A 16,855-nucleotide genomic window follows, 5' to 3' on the forward strand; every position below is an offset into this window, starting at 1 on the left:
GACAACGCACGGTGCAACACACCGCTACGGGGCGGAACGCGGCGTCACAGTCGCGTCGCGCATGACGTTCCGTGACGCCTTGTGCGCAGTACGGTTCTGCCATGACAGCGCACCGCGTGACCGCTCCCGTGCCCCCGGCGGACGGCAGCAAGCCGAAGGGTCCGGCGTCGTACTTCCCGAGCATCGAGACGACGTACGGCCGCCCCGTCCAGGAGTGGCTCGACCTGGTTGCCGAGCAGCTCGACGACCACCCGCACATGCAGGTCGTCACCTGGCTGAAGACCGAGCACGGGCTCGGGCACGGCCACGCGAACGCGCTCGTGGCGTACGCGAAGCAGGCCCTCGCACGCTGAGCACCCGTCGCCGTCCCGCGGTGTCGACGGCAGTGTCGGTGGCGGTGCCTAGCGTGTGGACGTGGCCGAACCCGTCGACGCGTGGTGGCGCCGCCGACAGTGGTCGCGCGGCGAGGCGGTGCCGTACGCCGTCGGGCAGTTCCGCGCCGACTGGGCGCCGTACCCGGTGCTCATCCGCCAGTACCACCCCGACTGGAACCACGGTGTCGTCCTGACCCAGGTCCCGCCGGCGGCCGAGGTCCTGCTGACCTGGGAGTGCGACGTCGGCCACGTCTTCGTCGCCACTCCCGCCGAGCAGCGGTCCCGACCCGGTCGTGAACGCCGGCGCTCGGTGTGGTGCCCGGAGTGCGCGGTGCAGGCGCAGCCGCAGCGCTGGCCGGTCCTGCCGTCCGACTGGCCGTCGCAGGTGCCGGTCCCGCAGCGGGTGGTCCGTGCCACCGGCCGCCAGACCCTGCCGGCGGCGCCCTCCCGCGGCACCCCGGCGGGCGCCGTCGCCTCGAGCCGCACCCGAGCGCGTCGACCGGTGCCGGGGGTACCGCGACGCGCGAACCAGCCGGTGCCCCGCACGATCTGCCCGAAGACCCCGCGGCTGCCGTCGGGTGAGTCGTTCGCGAGCGTCTGCGCACCGGCGACGGCGTCCGCGGTCGAAGCCGAGCTGCGCGCCGCGCTGTCCGACCGGTTCGCGTTCACCTACGACCACTCGGCGATCCGCCTCGACCGGCCGTTCTTCGACCACGTCGAGGTCTGGCCGGACATCATCCTGCCGGAGCTCCGCGTGGCGATCGAGTACGACTCGACCGGTCGGCACGGCCTCGAACACGTCGGGCCGCGGCAGGACACCGACCGCAAGAAGGACCGCGCGGTCCGCGCCGTGGGCTGGGAGGTCGTGCGCATCCGCACCGGACGACTGCCGGCGCTCGGCCCGTACGACCTGCAGGTGTCCGGCATCTCCGGCCGGACGGTCGATCGGCTCGCCGACACCCTGCGGCGGATCCGTGGCGACCTCTTCGTCGACGCGTACGCACGATGACCGATCGGGGGACAGGATCGTCCGACGGGGTACACGCCGCCTGGGTCCGCCGCGGAGCGACCGGTAGGCAAGAGGGGTGACCCCTGCGTTCTGCCTCCACGCGTTGGGGGCGAGCTCCGAGGAGTTCGCCCTGCTCCGCCGTGCCCTGATCCGTGACGACCTCGAACTCATCGGCATCGACCTGCCCGGCTTCGGCCGAAGCCCTGCGTCGTCCGGCACCACCGTCGAGGAGATGGCCGTGCTCGTGGAGCGCGCGATCGGTGCGAGCGGCGCGAGCGAGTGGGTGCTCATCGGGCACTCCATGGGCGGCAAGGTGGCCACGGTCGTCGCCGACCGCACCATGTCGGGCGCGAACGGCCTGTTCGGCCTGCGCGCCGTCGTGCTGCTGGCGGCCTCCCCGCTGGCGCCGGAACCGATGGACGACGAGCGCCGCGCCGCGATGCTGTCCTGGGCGGCCGACGGCCCGATCGGCGCGACCCACGCCGCCGAGTTCGTCGACGCGAACACCGCATCCACCCTGGCGCCCGAGCGGCACACGACCGCCGTGCAGGACGTCCAGCGCACCGATCCCGGCGCGTGGACGGCGTGGCTCACGCGCGGCAGCCGCGAGGACTGGTCGGACGCGGCGCCGAACCCCGTGCCGGCGCTCGTGCTCGCCGGTGCCGAGGACGGCGACCTCGACGCCGAGGCGCAGCGTCGCCTCACGCTCCCGCACTGGCCGGACTCGGAGCTCCACGTCGTCGAGGGCGCTGCACACCTGCTGCCGTGGGAACAGCCCGAGGCCGTGGCCGACCGCATCCGCGACTTCTGGACCCGCCGCTTCACCGGGGCTCCCGTCGTGCCCGTCGAGCAGGCACGGGTCATCGCCTCGCCGCGGGTCAGCGCCCGCATGCGCTCCCTGTTGGCGGCACGCGCGCTGCCCGACGACCCGACCGCCGCGCCGCGCGCGCTCACGGCGCTCCAGCTGCAGACCCTCCGCGCCATCGCCCGGATCGTCGTCCCACAGCCCGGGGACGGTCAGGTCGACCTCGCCCTGCGCGTCGACGACCAGCTCGCCGCGGGGCTCGGTGACGGGTGGCGCGTCGACGGCATGCCGGCCGACGTCGAGGCGTACCGGGCGGCGCTCGACGTGCTCGCCGGGCCCGCGCAGGACGGCGTGCTCGACCGCGCGCTGCAGGACGTCTCCGCCGGTCGGTACCGTGCCGACGGCGTGCTCGACGCCGAGCAGCTGCGCGCCTGGTTCGAGGACGCCAGCGTCGACCTCGTGAAGCACTGGCTGGCCCACCCCGCGACGATGGCGGCGATCGACTTCGACGGCTTCGCGAACGGCGGCGACGGCGTGCGCAAGCAGGGGTTCCAGCTGCTCGCCGCCGACCAGCGCGAGGCCTGGGAACCACCGGCACCCCACCGCCGCGACGACACCCGCGACGACACCACGACGACGGAAGCAGCACGATGAGACTCGACGGACAGCGCACCTACGGCACGGACGACGTCGTCGACGTGGTGGTCGTCGGGACCGGCGCCGGCGGAGCCCCCCTGCTGGCCTCCCTGGCCCGTCGCGGCCTGCGGGTCGTCGCCCTCGAGGCCGGTCGCAACACCGAGCCGGGCGACCACGTGCCCGACGAGGTCGCCGCACCCGGCGACATCAACTGGATGGATGAGCGGCTGAGCGGCGGCGGAGCACCGACCGCGTTCGGCCCGAACAACAGCGGGACCGGCGTGGGCGGCTCGACGCTGCACTGGGGTGCGTTCACACCGCGCCCGAGCGAGCACGACCTGCGCCTGCGCTCCGAGAGCGGCCAGGGTCAGGACTGGCCGATCAGCCACGCCGAGCTCACCGGCTGGATCGAGCAGGTCGAGCACGACGTCGGGGTGGCCGGTCCCGAGCACTACCCGTGGGACCCGTCGCGCCGCTACCGGATGCGTCCGCCGGCGCGCAACGCCTCGTCGGACATGATGATGCGCGGGGCAGCGGCCGCCGGCATCACCGCGACCGACGCCCCCGTCGGCCTGACCACCGAGGACCGCCACCAGGAGCACCACGGTCTGCGCCATGCCTGCGTGTCCTGCGGCTCGTGCCACCAGGGCTGCCGCAACGGCGCCAAGGTCTCGATGGACACGACGTACCTGCCGGCCGCCGTGGCGTTCGGCGCCGAGATCCGGCCGGACTCGTTCGTGCACGGCATCGAGCTCGACGCCGCGGGCGAGGTCAGTGCCGTGCTGTACACCCACGACGGCCGCGAGCACCGGCAGCGCTGCCGGTCGCTCGTGCTCGCCGCCGGCGGCGTCGAGACCCCGCGCCTGCTGCTGCACACCGGGATCGCGAACGGCAGCGACCAGGTCGGCCGGAACTTCACCGCGCACGGCGCCACCCAGGTCTGGGCCCGCTTCGACCAGTCGATGCGCTCCTACCGCGGCTACCCCTCGTCGATCATCACCGAGGACTTCGTCCGGCCCGCCGACGCGGACTTCGCCGGCGGGTACCTGATCCAGAGCCTCGGGGTGCAGCCGCAGACCTTCGCCAACACGCTCGTCCGGGGCGGTGGCCTGCGCGGCGCCGAACTGGTGCGCGCGCTGCAGGACTACCCGTACTCGGCGGGCGTCGGCATCAACGCCGAGTGCCTGCCGTACGACGACAATCGCCTGGTGCTCGCGGACGAGGTCGACGAGCACGGTGTCCCGCGCGCACGGGTGTCGTTCACGCCCGGGTCCAACGAGGACGCGATCCGCCGTCACGCCGTCCGCACCATGACCGCCATCGTCGAGGCCGCCGGCGGCAAGGACGTCCGGATCCTCGAGCGCACCGCGCACACCATCGGCACGGCCCGCATGGGCGCGGACCGCGAGACCTCCGTCGTCGACCCCAACGGCCGCTCGTGGGACGTCCCGAACCTGTGGATCGCCGACAACTCGGTGTTCCCGAGCGCCGTCATCGCGAACCCGGCGCTGACGATCATGGCGCTGTCGCTCCGCACCGCCGACCGGATGCTCCGGGCCGCCTGACCTGCGCGAGCGGGCCGCCTGACCTGCGCGAGCGGGCCGACGGCGCGATCGTGCCACGGCCCGCTCCGGTCAGCCGCGCAGCGCGAGTGCCTCGCTCGTCCACCGGGCGTGCAGGTTCCACGGGTCGTCCACGCCGGCGGCGACGGCGTCGACATGTGCGAGCAGCGCCGGCGTCGCCCGGAACCACTCGGTGCCGGGGTACCGCGTGGCGGCGAACTGCGTGTGCCGGCGGCGTTCGAGCGACCGGTCGCCCCGCTCGAACGCCAGCAGGTCCTGGTGCGGGATCGCGGCCAGCCGCTGGCGCGGGTTCGTCGTCGTGCCGATCTTCACCCGGTCGCCGAAGTCGTCGCGCATCCGCAGGTAGTACACGACGTCGACCCGCGGGGGAGCGAGGTCGCCGTCGGGCACGTCGCCCCACCGCCACTCGCACCGCGCGCAGACGAAGCCGGACGGGAACCGCACGCCGATGCGCGACCCGCAGACCGCGCAGGGCCCCGGGAGGGCGTCCTCGACGCCGACGTGCTCGGCCGCGAACTCGGTCACCAGCGTGACGTGCGTGGCGCACAGGGGCACGCCCGCGAGCGCGTCCGCAGCGGTGCCTGCGCAACCCGGCACGCAGCACGACGAGGTGACCATGTCCGGAACGCTAGCCGGACCCACCGACGTCCCCCGTGCCTCCCGGAACCGTGCGCACCTGCCGGAAACGGGCGTACCTGGTCGGTTGGAACGACCAGGTACGCCCGTTTCCGCTTCCCATCGCAACCGCTCTGGGAAGAGCCAGGCGTACTTGCAGAAACCGGGCGTACCTGCGGGAACCGGTGCGCACCTGCCGGAACCGGCCGTACCTGGTCGGTTGGAACGACCAGGTAGGCCCGTTTCCGCTTCCCATCGCAACCGCTCTGGGAAAGACCGCGCGCAGGCAGCCGGCCGTCAGTCGGTGAAGATCACGCCGACCGGCTCGCGCTTCTCCTCCTGGAACTGGTCCTCGCCGCGCCCGAGCGCCCAGTAGGCGGACAGCGACATCTCGCGCTTCTCGAGCCCCCAGTCGTCCTGCAGCAGCCGACGGATCGCCTTCATCGCGGTCCGCTCACCGTGCGCGAAGACCTGGACCGGCCGGGAGGCGCGGGGCAGCGCCCGGGCCGCGTCCAGCAGGAGCGTGCCCGGCTGGGCGCCGGTGGCGTCGCGGTGCAGCCACCGCAGGTCGACCCCGGCCGGGTGCGCGATCTGCTGCTCGTCGGCCGGGCCGGCGACCTCGACCAGGGCGACGCCCGTGGCCGTGTCGGCCATGGACTCCAGCGCGGCGCCGATGGCCGGCAGGGCGCTGTCGTCGCCGAGCAGGACGTGCGTCACGTCCGGGTCGCCCACGGGCGCATAGCCACCGCCGGGACCGGACAGGGCGAGCTTGTCGCCGGGCTGCGCCGCTGCGGCCCAGGGCCCGGCGAGCCCTTCGTCGCCGTGCACGACGAAGTCGACCGCGATCGTCCTCGCGGTGTGGTCGACGGCCCGCACCGTGTAGGTGCGGCGGGCCGGCCGGTCCTGCTTCGGCAGGGTGTCGCGGAGCGCCTCGAGGTCGTACGGCGGCTCGAGGCCGAGCGACGGCTTGGCGAGCAGGAGCTTGACGTACTTGTCGGTGGCGGCCAGCTTGTCCGGATCGGCCGTGCCCACGAAGTCGTCGAAGGCCGGTCCGCCGAGGTGGACGCGCACCATGTGCGGCGACAGCCGCTCGGTTCGGTCGACCACGAAGACGTGCTGGGGGCGTTTGGGCTTGGAGCTCATCGGTACGAGCGTCCTCTCTCCTGCTTGACGTTTGTCGAACTAAGGTTAGCCTTACCTCATGGACACGACCGTCATCCCGTTCTCCGAGCTGCTGCGCAAGCGCACCCGGCGCTCGCACGGCTCCTCGGCCGGGAACGGCTTCATGCACGACCTGCTCGGCGGGAGGTGCGACGTCGCCGACTACGCGGCGTTGCTCGGACAGTACTCGTTCGTCTACGACGCCCTCGAGCGTGCCGCCGACCGGATGGCGGAACACCCCGTGGCGGCGCCGTTCGTGACCTCGCAGCTCACGCGGATGCCGGCGATCCGCGCCGACCTCGAGTACCTGATCGGTCCGGACTGGTCCGAGCTGGTGTGCCCGCTCCCCGCCACGACGGCGTACGTGCGGCGGCTCAACGAGGTCGCGGCGGAGTGGCCCGGCGGCTTCGTCGCCCACCACTACACGCGGTACCTCGGTGACCTGTCCGGTGGGCAGATGATCGGGCGGATGCTGTCCGACCAGTTCGGCTTCGACACGAACGGGGTCCTGTTCTACATCTTCGACCAGGTCGCGGACCCCAGCGCCTTCAAGGACACCTACCGTGCGCAGCTCGACGCGGCACCGTGGTCGGCGGACGAGCAGGAACGGGTCATCGCCGAGGTCGAACTGGCGTACTCGCTCAACAGCGGTCTGCTCGAGGGCCTCGACGCCCGTCGGCGGCCGGTGACGGACGGTGCCGGCGACGCGGCGGTGACCGCGTGACCGAGCCGTTCGACGACGAGGCGCGCCGCGCGATCCTCCGGCACATGAACGCCGACCACGCCCGCGACAACCTGGCGATCGTCCGCGCGAACGGTGCCGCGACCGCCGTGGCGGCGACGATGACCGAGATCGACGCCGTCGCCGGGGTCTGGCTCGCCCGCCTCGACGACGGCGACGAGGAACAGGTCATCGTGCCGTGGACGTCGCCGCTGACCGACCGCCGTTCGGCTCGGGTGCAGATCGTCGAGGTCCACTCCGCCGCGCAGGCCCAGCTCGCCGAACCGAGCTGAGCCGAGCGGAGCCGAGCCGCGCCGACCACAGACCCGCCGGGATCGCGGATCGCGTCGCAACTGCAGGGGTGCTCCCGCCTCGCGTCGCGATCCCGGCGTCCTCCGTGCGTGCCCGCGCGCGGCACGAACGGCCGGCTGGTCCGTCCGGACGGTCGACGTCACGGGCGGCCGTTGGCCGATACGCTGCTCGGAGCCGGGACGGTGTTCCCGGACGACCCCGAAAGGACCCCATGACGGCGATCGACGGATCGGCGCGCCATGAGCGCGCTCGGGACGACGTCAGCGGCGCGGTCGACAGTGACCTGCGCGCCGACGTGCGCTACCTCGGCAACCTGCTCGGCCGGGTGCTGCGCGAGAACGGCGGCGACGAGCTGCTGCGTGACGTGGAGTCGCTACGCGCAGCCGTGATCGACGCCTACGAGGGCGACCACGCCGAGGGCGCCGCCCGCGCGCAGACCCTCGTGTCCGCGATGTCGGCCGAGCGCGCCGAAGCGGTCGCACAGGCCTTCACGACGTACTTCCACCTCACGAACCTGGCGGAGGAGCACCACCGCGTGCGGGTGCTCCGACAGCGTGGCGACGACGGCGGGCTGGCCGGCGACTCGTTCCCGGCGACCTACGCGGAACTCGTGGCCGAGGTCGGCGAGGCCGAGGCGGCCGAGCGACTCCGGACGCTGCGGTTCCACCCGGTGCTGACCGCGCACCCGACCGAGGCCCGCCGTCGTGCGGTGACCACGGGCGTGCGGCGCATCACGGACCTCATCGACGAGCGCGACCGCGCGAAGAACGCCACGGCACGTGCCGAGAACGAGCGACGGCTGCTCGAGGAGATCACGACCCTCCTCCGCACCTCGCCGCTCCGCACCACCCGCCCGACCCCGCTCGACGAGGTCCGCACCGCGATGAGCGTGTTCGACCAGACCCTGTTCGAGATCGTCCCGCAGGTGTACCGCCTGCTCGACGACCGGCTGCAGGGCGACGACGCCGGTCGCGCACCGGTGACCGCCCCCGCGTTCGTGCGGTTCGGCACCTGGATCGGCGGCGACCGCGACGGCAACCCGCACGTGACCGCCGACATCACGCGCCAGGCCGCCGAGATCGCGGCCGAGCACATCCTGATCGGCCTCACCCGTGCCACGACCCGCATCGGCAGCGCCCTGACGCTCGACGCGAGCGACACCCCGGCCGACGCCGGGCTCACCGCGCTCGTCGCGGCGCAGGAGTCCCTCGACCCGACCATCGCGGAGCGCATCGGCGTCCGTGCCCCGAACGAGACCCACCGTCGTGCCCTGCTGTTCGTCGCGGCGCGCATCGACGCCACCCGCCAGGGCACCACGCCGCTCGGGTACAGCGGGCCCGACGCGCTGCTCACCGACCTCCGGACGATCCAGGCGTCGCTCGTCGCCGCCGGCGCGATCCGACCGGCGAACGGCGAGCTGCAGAACCTCATCTGGCAGGTCGAGACCTTCGGGTTCCACCTGGCGGAGCTCGAGGTCCGCCAGCACTCCCAGGTGCACCGCACGGCCCTCGCCGAGATCCGTGCCGGCGGCGCCCTGAGCGAGACCACCGAAGAGGTCCTCGCCGTCTTCCGGACCATCGCCGGCCTGCAGGAGCGGTACGGCGTCCGTGCCGCCAGCCGGTACATCGTGTCCTTCACGCAGTCGGCGGCGGACCTCGCCAACGTGCACGAGCTCGCCGTCGCCGCACTCGGGTCGCCCGAGGCCGCGCCGGTGCTCGACGTGATCCCGCTGTTCGAGACCTTCGCCGACCTGCACGCCAGCGTCGACATCCTCGACGAGGCCGTCCGCACCGAGACGTTCCAGCGTCGCCTGGCCGCGACCGGCCGTCGACTCGAGGTCATGCTCGGCTACTCGGACTCGTCGAAGGACGTCGGCCCCGTCTCCGCGAACCTGGCGCTCTACGACGCCCAGGCCCGCATCGCCGACTGGGCGCGGGACAACGAGGTCGAACTGACCCTGTTCCACGGCCGCGGTGGTTCGCTCGGCCGCGGCGGCGGACCGGCCAACGAAGCCGTCCTCGCGCAGCCGCCGGGATCGATCGACGGTCGCCTGAAGCTCACCGAACAGGGCGAGGTCATCTTCGCCCAGTACGGCGACCAGGACATCGCGGCCCGCCACCTCGAGCAGATGGCCTCGGCCACCCTGTTCGCGTCGTCGCCGTCGAACGAGGCGCGCACGGCCACGGCGGCGACCCGGTTCGCCGACCTCGCGCAGCAGCTGGACGACGTGTCGCGCGCGGCGTTCTACGAGCTGGTCAAGGCGGACGGCTTCGCCCCGTGGTTCGCGCGGGTCACCCCGATGGAGGAGATCGGTCTGCTCCCGCTCGGCTCTCGCCCGGCCCGCCGCGGGCTGTCGGTCGAGTCGCTCGAGGACCTCCGCGCGATCCCGTGGGTGTTCTCCTGGACCCAGGCGCGGATCAACCTGGCCGGCTGGTACGGGCTCGGCTCCGCGCTCGAGGCCGTCGGCGACGTCGACGTCCTGCGCGCCGCGTCCGCCGAGTGGCCGCTGTTCGGCGCGATGATCAAGAACGTCGAGATGTCGCTCGCCAAGACCGACGAGCACATCGCCCGTCGGTACCTCGAGCTCGCCGACCGCGACGACCTCGCCGCGAAGGTGCTCGACGAGATGGCACGCACCCGCGACTGGGTGCTCCGGATCTCGGGTGGCAGCGACGTGCTCGAGGACCGTCCGGTCCTGGCCCGGGCCGTCCGCCTGCGCAGCCCGTACGTCGACGCCCTGTCGCACCTGCAGCTCCGCGCGCTCCGGTCCATCCGGACGACGGGCAGCACCGACCCGACCGACGCCGACCACCGCCTGCTGCTGCTCACCGTGAACGGGATCGCCGCCGGCCTGCAGAACACCGGCTGATCCGCGGCCGGCGGGGTGCGTCGAATCGATTCGGCTGCGCGTAGCGTGTCGACCGTGACGACGGAGCGCATGCGGAAGCCGACGACGACCACCCTGCCGCCGGTCGTGCCACTGGCCCTGATCGTCGGGGTGTCACCGTTCGCCACGGACATGTACATCCCGGCGTTGCCGCAGATCGCGCGCGACCTCGGGACGACACCCGGTGTCGTCCAGCTGTCGCTCACGGCGTTCCTGGTCGCCTTCGCCGTCGGGCAGCTGCTCGTCGGGCCGGTCAGCGACGGGGTCGGCCGGCGGCCGATGCTCGTCGTCGGCACGGCGGTGTTCGCGCTCGCCTCGGTGGGGTGCGCCCTCGCGCCGGACGTCGGCACGATCGTCGTCGCCCGCATCGCGCAGGGGCTCGGCGGCGCCGCCGGTGCGGTCGCCGGCCGGGCGATGGTGTCGGACGTGGCGAGCGGGACCCGGATGGCGAAGGTCTTCGGCACGCTCGCGGCGATCAACGCGATCGGCCCCGTCGTGGCGCCGCTCGCCGGGGGAGCCGTGCTGACGGTCGGCACGTGGCGGGTCATGTTCGTCGTGCTCGCGGTGCTCGGCGCGCTGTTCTTCGCGATGGTGCTGCTCTGGTTCCGCGAGACCCTGCCACCGGAGCGACGCGGCGGTGTGGGCTTCGCGGCGAACGGGCGACGCATCCGCGAGTTGCTCGCGATCCCGCGGTTCCGTGCCTACGTGCTGAGCGGGGTGCTCTCGACAGTGGGCTTCTTCGCCTACATCGCGACGAGCTCGTTCGTGTTCCAGACCCAGTTCGGGTTCTCCGAGGGCATGTACACGCTGGTCTTCGCCACGAACGCCTCGATGATGATCGTCACGACGCTGGTGTTCGGTCGCGTCGTCGGGCGGTTCTCCGAGGACTCCCTGCTCACCGCCGGACTGCTCGTCGGCACCACGGGCGCGGCCGCCGTCCTCGTCGCCGCGCTGCTCGACCTCGGCCCGGTGCCGGTCTGGTGCGCGCTCGCGGTCGTCACGGGCGCGTGGGGCTTCGTGCTGCCCGCGGCGATGACCCGCACACAGCACGTCGGCGCGGCGCACCCGGGCACCGCAGCGGCCCTGCAGGGTGGTCTCACCTTCGGGATCGGCGGCCTCGGCACACCGCTCGCCGGCGCCCTCGGCGGGACCGCGCTGGCGATGGGCGGCGTCATGGCGGCGCTCATGGCGGCGGCCGTCGTGGTGCAGATCACCGCGACGCGGCGGGACCGCACCGGGACCTGACACGACGGAGCCGGTAGGTTGCTGGTTGCAAGGCGCACCGACCTGAGGAGGCCACCCGGCATGGACATCGTCGTACACGAAGCGCAGCCCGACACCGCGGTACTGGAGTGCAGTGGACGCCTCAACATGGTGTCCGCCCCGGCGTTCCGCGAGACGGTCGCGCAGGTCGTCGGCAACGGACGTGCCCGCGTCGTGGTCGAGCTCTCGGGTGTCGAGTTCATGGACTCGTCCGGACTCGGCGCACTGGTCGGCAGCCTGAAGACCGCGCGGCAGGCGGGTGGCGACCTCCGCATCGCCGCGCCGTCCGAGCAGGTGCAGATGGTCCTGCAGCTCTCCAACATCGACAAGATCCTCCGCACGTACCCCGACGGGGACGCTGCGGTCACCGACTGGTGATGACCGCCTCCGCCGCCGAGCACACGCTCGCCCTGTCCTGCCCGCCGGACGACGTGTCCGCCGTGCACGAGTTCCTGGCCGGTGTGTGGCAGGACGAGCCGTCGGTGTCCGTCGAGGACCGGATGGCCCTCGAACTCGCGATCGTCGAACTGACGTCGAACGTGATCGAGCACGGGACGCGCCCGGACGGCGTGACCTGCCGCCTGCGCCTGGAGATCGGAGCGGACCGGTTCTCCGCACTGCTGTCCGACGACGGCGTCGCCGCGACCGTGGACACCGAGGCGGCCCAGCTGCCGGAGGGACTCGCCGAGAGCGGCCGCGGACTCGCCCTGGTCCGGATGGTCGTCGACGACCTGCGGTACGAGCGGATCGCCGACGAGAACCGCTGGACGGTCCTGCGCTCCCGGCACTGACCCCGCCCCACCGCCGTTCGTCCGTCTCGCGCACTCCACGGGCCACAATCCGCAAGGTGTCCCGGCGGATTCCCGGGCGACCTGGCCGCCGTGTCACGATTCGCGCGATGACAGCCGAACCGGATCCCAGGATCAGCTTCGAGACGTCGGGGGTCGATCTCGACGCTGCCGTGCACATGTACGAGGACGCCTACGCCAGTGTGGGCTTCACCGCGACCCGCACGGAGCGGCCGTTCGCGTACCGTTTCCGCGTCGTGGGTGACGACGTGATGTCCTTCCGCTCGACCCGGTTCGACGCCCGGATGCAGGGCGAGCTGGACGTCCGCGACGAGTACGTAGTCATGTGGACCACCGACGGGGGCGGACGCGTCGACGTCGGCCGGCAGGAGGTCGCGTTCACGCCCGCCACCCCGATGATGTTCCCGACCGGGCGGCCGTTCGCCTTCGACCTGCAGGACGTCCGGCAGAGCCTGGTGCAGTTCGACCGGACCGCTCTGGAGCGCGTCGCCGCCGAGGTCCACGGTGCCCAGCCGGGCCCGCTCGTCTTCGACCACACGGCGGCACCCCGGACGGCGGAACTGCGGGGCTGGAACGCGCAGGTCCAGCGTGCCGCGGCGATCGTGCTCGGTCGGGCGTCGGTCAGTCCGCTCGCCCTGGCCGAGGTCGCCCAGGACACCGCCCGGTCACTGCTCCGCACGTTCCCGCACAAGCTGTTGGCTCCTGACATACCCCTGCCGCAGGGTGCCACGGGCCGGGTGCGCGAGGCGGTCGAGTACATGCACGCCTTCGCGCACACGCCGATCTCGACCACCGACGTCGCCGAGCACGTGGGGTTGAGCGTCCGCGGTCTGCAGCAGGCGTTCCAACGCCAGGTCGGTACCGCTCCGAACGCGATGCTGCGCGGGATCCGCCTCGACCGCGTGCGCGAAGAACTCCGCCGCGCGTCGGTGGGCGACCTCACCGTGGCCAGCGTGGCCATGCGGTGGGGCTTCGCGCACCTCGGCCGGTTCTCGGCGGCGTACGCAGCGCGGTTCTCCGAGTACCCGCGCGACACACTGCAGCGCTAGCGCCGGCCGGGTTCGCTACGCTTCCCGGGTGAGCAGACCTCGACCGTGGGTGATGGTCCCCGGGATCTGGAACTCCGACGCGGAGCACTGGCAGTCCGTCTGGCAACGCGAGCGCGGCGACGACGCGGTCCGCATCGCGCCGGCGTCCTGGGGGGAGCCGGACCCGGGGGACTGGCGGGACGCGATCTCCCAGGCCGTCGCGTCGTGCGCGGAGCCGCCGGTGCTCGTGGCGCACAGCCTGGGCGTGCTCGCGGTCGCCGACTGGCTCGCCGCCGACCGAGCGGACCGCGCTGGCCCGGGCGAGACCGCCGTCGCCGGGGCCTTCCTCGTGGCACCACCGGACCCCTCGGCACCGGGCTTCCCCGCCGCTGCCTCCGGGTTCACGGCGCCCCGCCCCGTCCCGCTCGGCACCGCGGCGGGCCGCGTTCCGATCCGCATGGTCGTGAGCGACGACGACCCGTACTGCACCGTCGACCGTGCGGTCGCCTTCGCGGACACGATGGGCGCCACGGTCCTCCGTGTCGGCACCCTCGGCCACGTCAACGTCGCCAGCGGCGTCGGCGGGTGGTCGGCCGGTCGGGAGCTCCTCGACGCCTTCGAGCAGACCCTCTGAGGCGCGCGCCGGTGTGACGGACGACACGCCGTTCACGTTCCGGGCGATATGGCAGGGATTGCTGCGACACACCGCGGATGTCCGCAGTTCCGACGCGCGCGATATTTATCCTTCGGACATGGAAACCCAGTCCGGTGCACGCACCCCCCTCGTCGACCCCTTCGGTCGCGAGGTCGAGGAGTGGCTCCGTGACGCCCCGGCGACGCGCACGCCGTACGTGGCGGACCTCGTGGTCCCGCCCGTCACCGGCCCCGTGCAGCGCCCCGGCGTCGCGGCCGAGGCCACCGCCGTCGAGCTGCCGGAAGCCGGCAGCGAGACGGCTGCACACGGCACCGCGACGCCCGTCGTCGAGCAGTCGCCGGCAGCCCCCGCGTTCCGCCGTGACCGCGCTCGGCACGCCGCCGTCTGCGCACCGTCGTTCCCCGAACCCCCGGAGCGCCTGGCCCTGCGCATCGAGGACCTCGCGATCGAGGTCTCCTCGTCCACCGGCCGCAGCACCATCGAGCGCATCGTCCTGCTCGAGACCGAGGTCCGGCGTCGTGACGAGGACCTCGCGCGCCTCGCCGCCTGGGAGGCCACGGTCTCCGGCGCCGACGACCCGGAGCTCACCGCCGCTCGCGCCTTCGCCCGGACGGTCTTCGCCGACCTGCTCGAGGACGCCGCCGCCGAGTCGGACCGTCAGGACCGCGCGGCCGCCCGCCGTGCCGCGACCGCCCCGGTCGCCGTCGTGACCGGGCCCGCCCCCGCTCCGGCGGCGGTCGTCCGCCCCGCACCTGCGGCAGTCGCCGCGCCCGCAGCCGACGTCGTCACGGCGACCCCGGCCGTGGCGTTGGTCACCCCGGAACGCGACGAACCCGTGCGACCGGTGCTGGGCCTCCCGGCCGTGTCGCCGGTGTCCGCGAACACGCGACCGACCCCGCTCGTCCAGCCCGCCACCGGACCCACGGTCATCGACCGTGCCGCGTTCGCGGCGGCCCTCACCGCCCACCAGGGCACGACCGCGAGCACGCCCGTCGTCCTGCCGGACGCGGTCGCCGTGCCCGTCGAGACGGCGGCTCCCACGCACGTCGACATCGACACCGACGAGCCGTCCCGGCCCGGCTGGTGGTCGCGGCTCGTCGCCGGCCTGCTGCGTGCGCTCGGTCGCCGCTGACCGGGAGGCCCGGATCACCCCGCGCGGACCGGCTGCCGGTTCCGACGCGGTCGCCTCGGTAGACTGACCGGATGCCGACGCTCCGCGAACTCCAGGCCGTGATCGAAGACCTGTGGCCCGCCGCAGGAGCCGAGTCGTGGGACGCCGTAGGACTGGTCGCCGGAGACCCCGACGCCACCGTCGAGCACGTGCACCTGGCCGTCGACGCCGTCCCCGCGACCGCACGCGAAACGGTCGAGCTCGGCGCCGGACTCCTCCTCACGCACCACCCGCTGCTGCTGCGCGGCGTCACGACGATCGCTGAGTCGACGTACAAGGGCAGCGTCCTCGCGACCCTCGTGCGCGGTGGCAGCGCCCTGGTCGCCGCCCACACCAACGCGGACGTCGTCACCACCGGCACCTCGGCGGTGCTCGCCGATCGCATCGGGCTGACCGACCAGCGGCCCCTCGATCCCGGGTCCGGCCCCGGCTCCGACCCCGCGACGGGCATCGGCCGTGTGGGCGTCCTCGCCGAGGGCACCACGCTCGGCGCCCTGGCGCGGAAGCTCGTCGACCTGCTGCCGCCCACCGCGACCGGCGTGCGGGTCTCCGGCGACTTCGACCAGCCCGTCCGCACCGTGGCACTCTGCGCCGGCGCGGGGGACTCGCTGCTCGGGCACCCCGCCGTCCTCGCGGCCGACGTGTACATCACGAGCGACCTCCGCCACCACCCGGCGTCCGAGTTCCGTGAACAGGCCCTGCTCGGCGGCGGCCCCGCCCTCATCGACACCTCGCACTGGGCCACCGAGTGGCTCTGGCTCGACGTCGCGGCCGCGCAACTGCGCGACGCCGCCGGCGTCCGGGTCACCGTGAGCGACCTCCGCACCGACCCGTGGGACTTCGCGGTCCTGCCGGCGGCCGAACCCACCACCCCCACTGAAGGAGTCTGACCATGAAGGCAGCACCCGAGGACCAGGTCATCCTCCTCGACGTCCAACGACTCGACAACGACGTCACCCGCATCGCGCACCGGATCACGTCGCTGCAGAAGGGCGACCAGCTCACCGAACTCGGCACCAAGGCGGCCGGGCTGCGCAGCGAACTCGTCGCCGCGACCGGCCTGGTCGAGGACGCCGAACGCGAACTCGCCCGTCTCGAGTCCGACACCGCAACTGCGCAGGCCCGCGTCGAACGCGACACCACGATGCTGCAGAACGTGTCGAACTCGAAGGACGCGGCCGGGCTCCAGAACGAGCTCGAGTCGCTCCAGCGCCGCATCGGTGGCCTCGAGACCGCCGAGCTCGAGGTCATGGAGAACCTCGACGGGCTCCGCGCCCGGGTCGGCGACGTCGAGGCCCAGCTCGCCGACGTCGAGGCAGCGCGCTCCGGCCTGGTTGCCGAGCGCGATGCCGAGATCGCACGGCTGTCCTCCGACCGCGCATCCGCCGAGCAGGCCCGCGCCGACGTCGCCGCGAAGGTGCCGGCCGAGCTGCTCGCGCTCTACGACCGGCAGCGCGCCCGCTACGGATTCGGTGCGTCGTTGCTGCAGGGCGGGGTGTCGACGGCGTCGGGCGTCGCGCTGAACAACTCGGACCTGCAGGACATCCGTCGGGCCGCTCCGGACGACGTGGTGCTCTGCCCGGACAGTGACGCGATCCTGGTGCGCACGGCCGAGTCGGGGCTGTAGGCGCTCGCACGCTGTCGACGGGAGGCGCGGTGCCGGGCTGGCACCGCGCCTCCCGTCTGTGCGTAGCCGGTTGCCTGGTGCGAGCTTGCACGCTCGGTGCGAGGCTGTTGCGGCGCACGGAGCGGTCAACCTCGCACCGGGTCGCGAACGTCGCACCGTGCGGGTCTGTCGGCGGGGGTGCGGGGTGTGGCGGCGCACG

Annotated in this window: 17 protein-coding genes; 15 read left to right on the forward strand and 2 right to left on the reverse strand. The window is 73.3% G+C overall.

What is annotated here, in order from left to right; translation table 11 throughout:
• Positions 1-101: 101 nt before the first annotated feature.
• The 4 genes from ACVKXF_RS08015 to ACVKXF_RS08030 all read left to right on the forward strand — a co-directional run bounded on the left by ACVKXF_RS08015 (position 102) and on the right by ACVKXF_RS08030 (position 4,389).
• Positions 102-353, forward strand: coding sequence for a DUF4287 domain-containing protein (locus tag ACVKXF_RS08015; protein ID WP_340196856.1), 252 nt, complete (start codon positions 102-104; stop codon positions 351-353).
• A 61-nt stretch (positions 354-414) separates the two neighbouring features.
• Entirely contained in the window at positions 415-1,383 is a 969-nt protein-coding gene (locus ACVKXF_RS08020) for a hypothetical protein (RefSeq protein WP_456795402.1), read from the forward strand.
• Between the two features lie 76 nt (positions 1,384-1,459).
• Positions 1,460-2,842, forward strand: coding sequence for an alpha/beta fold hydrolase (locus ACVKXF_RS08025; RefSeq protein WP_456795403.1), 1,383 nt, complete (start codon positions 1,460-1,462; stop codon positions 2,840-2,842).
• On the forward strand, positions 2,839-4,389 hold the full coding sequence (locus ACVKXF_RS08030) for a GMC family oxidoreductase (protein WP_456795404.1): 1,551 nt from the start codon (positions 2,839-2,841) through the stop codon (positions 4,387-4,389). The genes ACVKXF_RS08025 and ACVKXF_RS08030 overlap by 4 nt, the downstream gene beginning before the upstream one ends.
• A 69-nt stretch (positions 4,390-4,458) precedes the next feature.
• On the opposite strand, the gene ACVKXF_RS08035 is transcribed toward ACVKXF_RS08030, so the two are convergent.
• Positions 4,459-5,025 (reverse strand): GIY-YIG nuclease family protein, encoded by a 567-nt coding sequence (locus ACVKXF_RS08035; RefSeq protein ID WP_456795405.1) that lies wholly within the window; start codon positions 5,023-5,025, stop codon positions 4,459-4,461.
• Between the two features lie 294 nt (positions 5,026-5,319).
• Positions 5,320-6,165, reverse strand: coding sequence for a siderophore-interacting protein (locus ACVKXF_RS08040; RefSeq protein WP_456795406.1), 846 nt, complete (start codon positions 6,163-6,165; stop codon positions 5,320-5,322).
• Between the two features lie 58 nt (positions 6,166-6,223).
• Between ACVKXF_RS08040 and ACVKXF_RS08045 the strand changes: the two genes are divergently transcribed.
• The 11 genes from ACVKXF_RS08045 (at position 6,224) to ACVKXF_RS08095 (ending at position 16,656) form a co-directional block, all read left to right on the forward strand.
• Positions 6,224-6,907 (forward strand): biliverdin-producing heme oxygenase, encoded by a 684-nt coding sequence (locus tag ACVKXF_RS08045; protein ID WP_456795407.1) that lies wholly within the window; start codon positions 6,224-6,226, stop codon positions 6,905-6,907.
• Complete coding sequence (locus ACVKXF_RS08050; protein ID WP_456795408.1) at positions 6,904-7,197, forward strand: DUF2470 domain-containing protein; 294 nt, start codon at positions 6,904-6,906, stop codon at positions 7,195-7,197. Before ACVKXF_RS08045 ends, ACVKXF_RS08050 begins: the two co-directional genes overlap by 4 nt.
• Before the next feature lie 230 nt (positions 7,198-7,427).
• Positions 7,428-10,085 (forward strand): phosphoenolpyruvate carboxylase, encoded by a 2,658-nt coding sequence (locus tag ACVKXF_RS08055; protein WP_396291069.1) that lies wholly within the window; start codon positions 7,428-7,430, stop codon positions 10,083-10,085.
• Between the two features lie 54 nt (positions 10,086-10,139).
• Positions 10,140-11,348 carry a multidrug effflux MFS transporter gene (locus ACVKXF_RS08060; protein ID WP_456795409.1) on the forward strand — a complete coding sequence of 403 codons (1,209 nt, stop codon included), beginning with the start codon at positions 10,140-10,142 and terminating at the stop codon, positions 11,346-11,348.
• A 60-nt stretch (positions 11,349-11,408) separates the two neighbouring features.
• Positions 11,409-11,744, forward strand: coding sequence for an STAS domain-containing protein (locus ACVKXF_RS08065; RefSeq protein WP_123312795.1), 336 nt, complete (start codon positions 11,409-11,411; stop codon positions 11,742-11,744).
• Complete coding sequence (locus ACVKXF_RS08070; RefSeq protein ID WP_396291071.1) at positions 11,744-12,157, forward strand: ATP-binding protein; 414 nt, start codon at positions 11,744-11,746, stop codon at positions 12,155-12,157. The genes ACVKXF_RS08065 and ACVKXF_RS08070 overlap by 1 nt, the downstream gene beginning before the upstream one ends.
• A gap of 107 nt (positions 12,158-12,264) precedes the next feature.
• Positions 12,265-13,224 carry an AraC family transcriptional regulator gene (locus ACVKXF_RS08075; protein ID WP_456795410.1) on the forward strand — a complete coding sequence of 320 codons (960 nt, stop codon included), beginning with the start codon at positions 12,265-12,267 and terminating at the stop codon, positions 13,222-13,224.
• Between the two features lie 28 nt (positions 13,225-13,252).
• Entirely contained in the window at positions 13,253-13,837 is a 585-nt protein-coding gene (locus tag ACVKXF_RS08080) for an RBBP9/YdeN family alpha/beta hydrolase (RefSeq protein WP_456795411.1), read from the forward strand.
• 118 nt (positions 13,838-13,955) lie between these two features.
• Positions 13,956-14,990, forward strand: coding sequence for a hypothetical protein (locus tag ACVKXF_RS08085; protein ID WP_456795412.1), 1,035 nt, complete (start codon positions 13,956-13,958; stop codon positions 14,988-14,990).
• A gap of 71 nt (positions 14,991-15,061) precedes the next feature.
• Positions 15,062-15,919: a Nif3-like dinuclear metal center hexameric protein gene (locus tag ACVKXF_RS08090; RefSeq protein ID WP_456795413.1), complete on the forward strand. Its 858-nt coding sequence runs from the start codon at positions 15,062-15,064 to the stop codon at positions 15,917-15,919.
• A 2-nt stretch (positions 15,920-15,921) separates the two neighbouring features.
• Positions 15,922-16,656, forward strand: coding sequence for a zinc ribbon domain-containing protein (locus ACVKXF_RS08095; RefSeq protein WP_222660981.1), 735 nt, complete (start codon positions 15,922-15,924; stop codon positions 16,654-16,656).
• Positions 16,657-16,855: the final 199 nt, after the last annotated feature.

The sequence above is a fragment of the Curtobacterium sp. PvP017 genome (assembly GCF_054060195.1).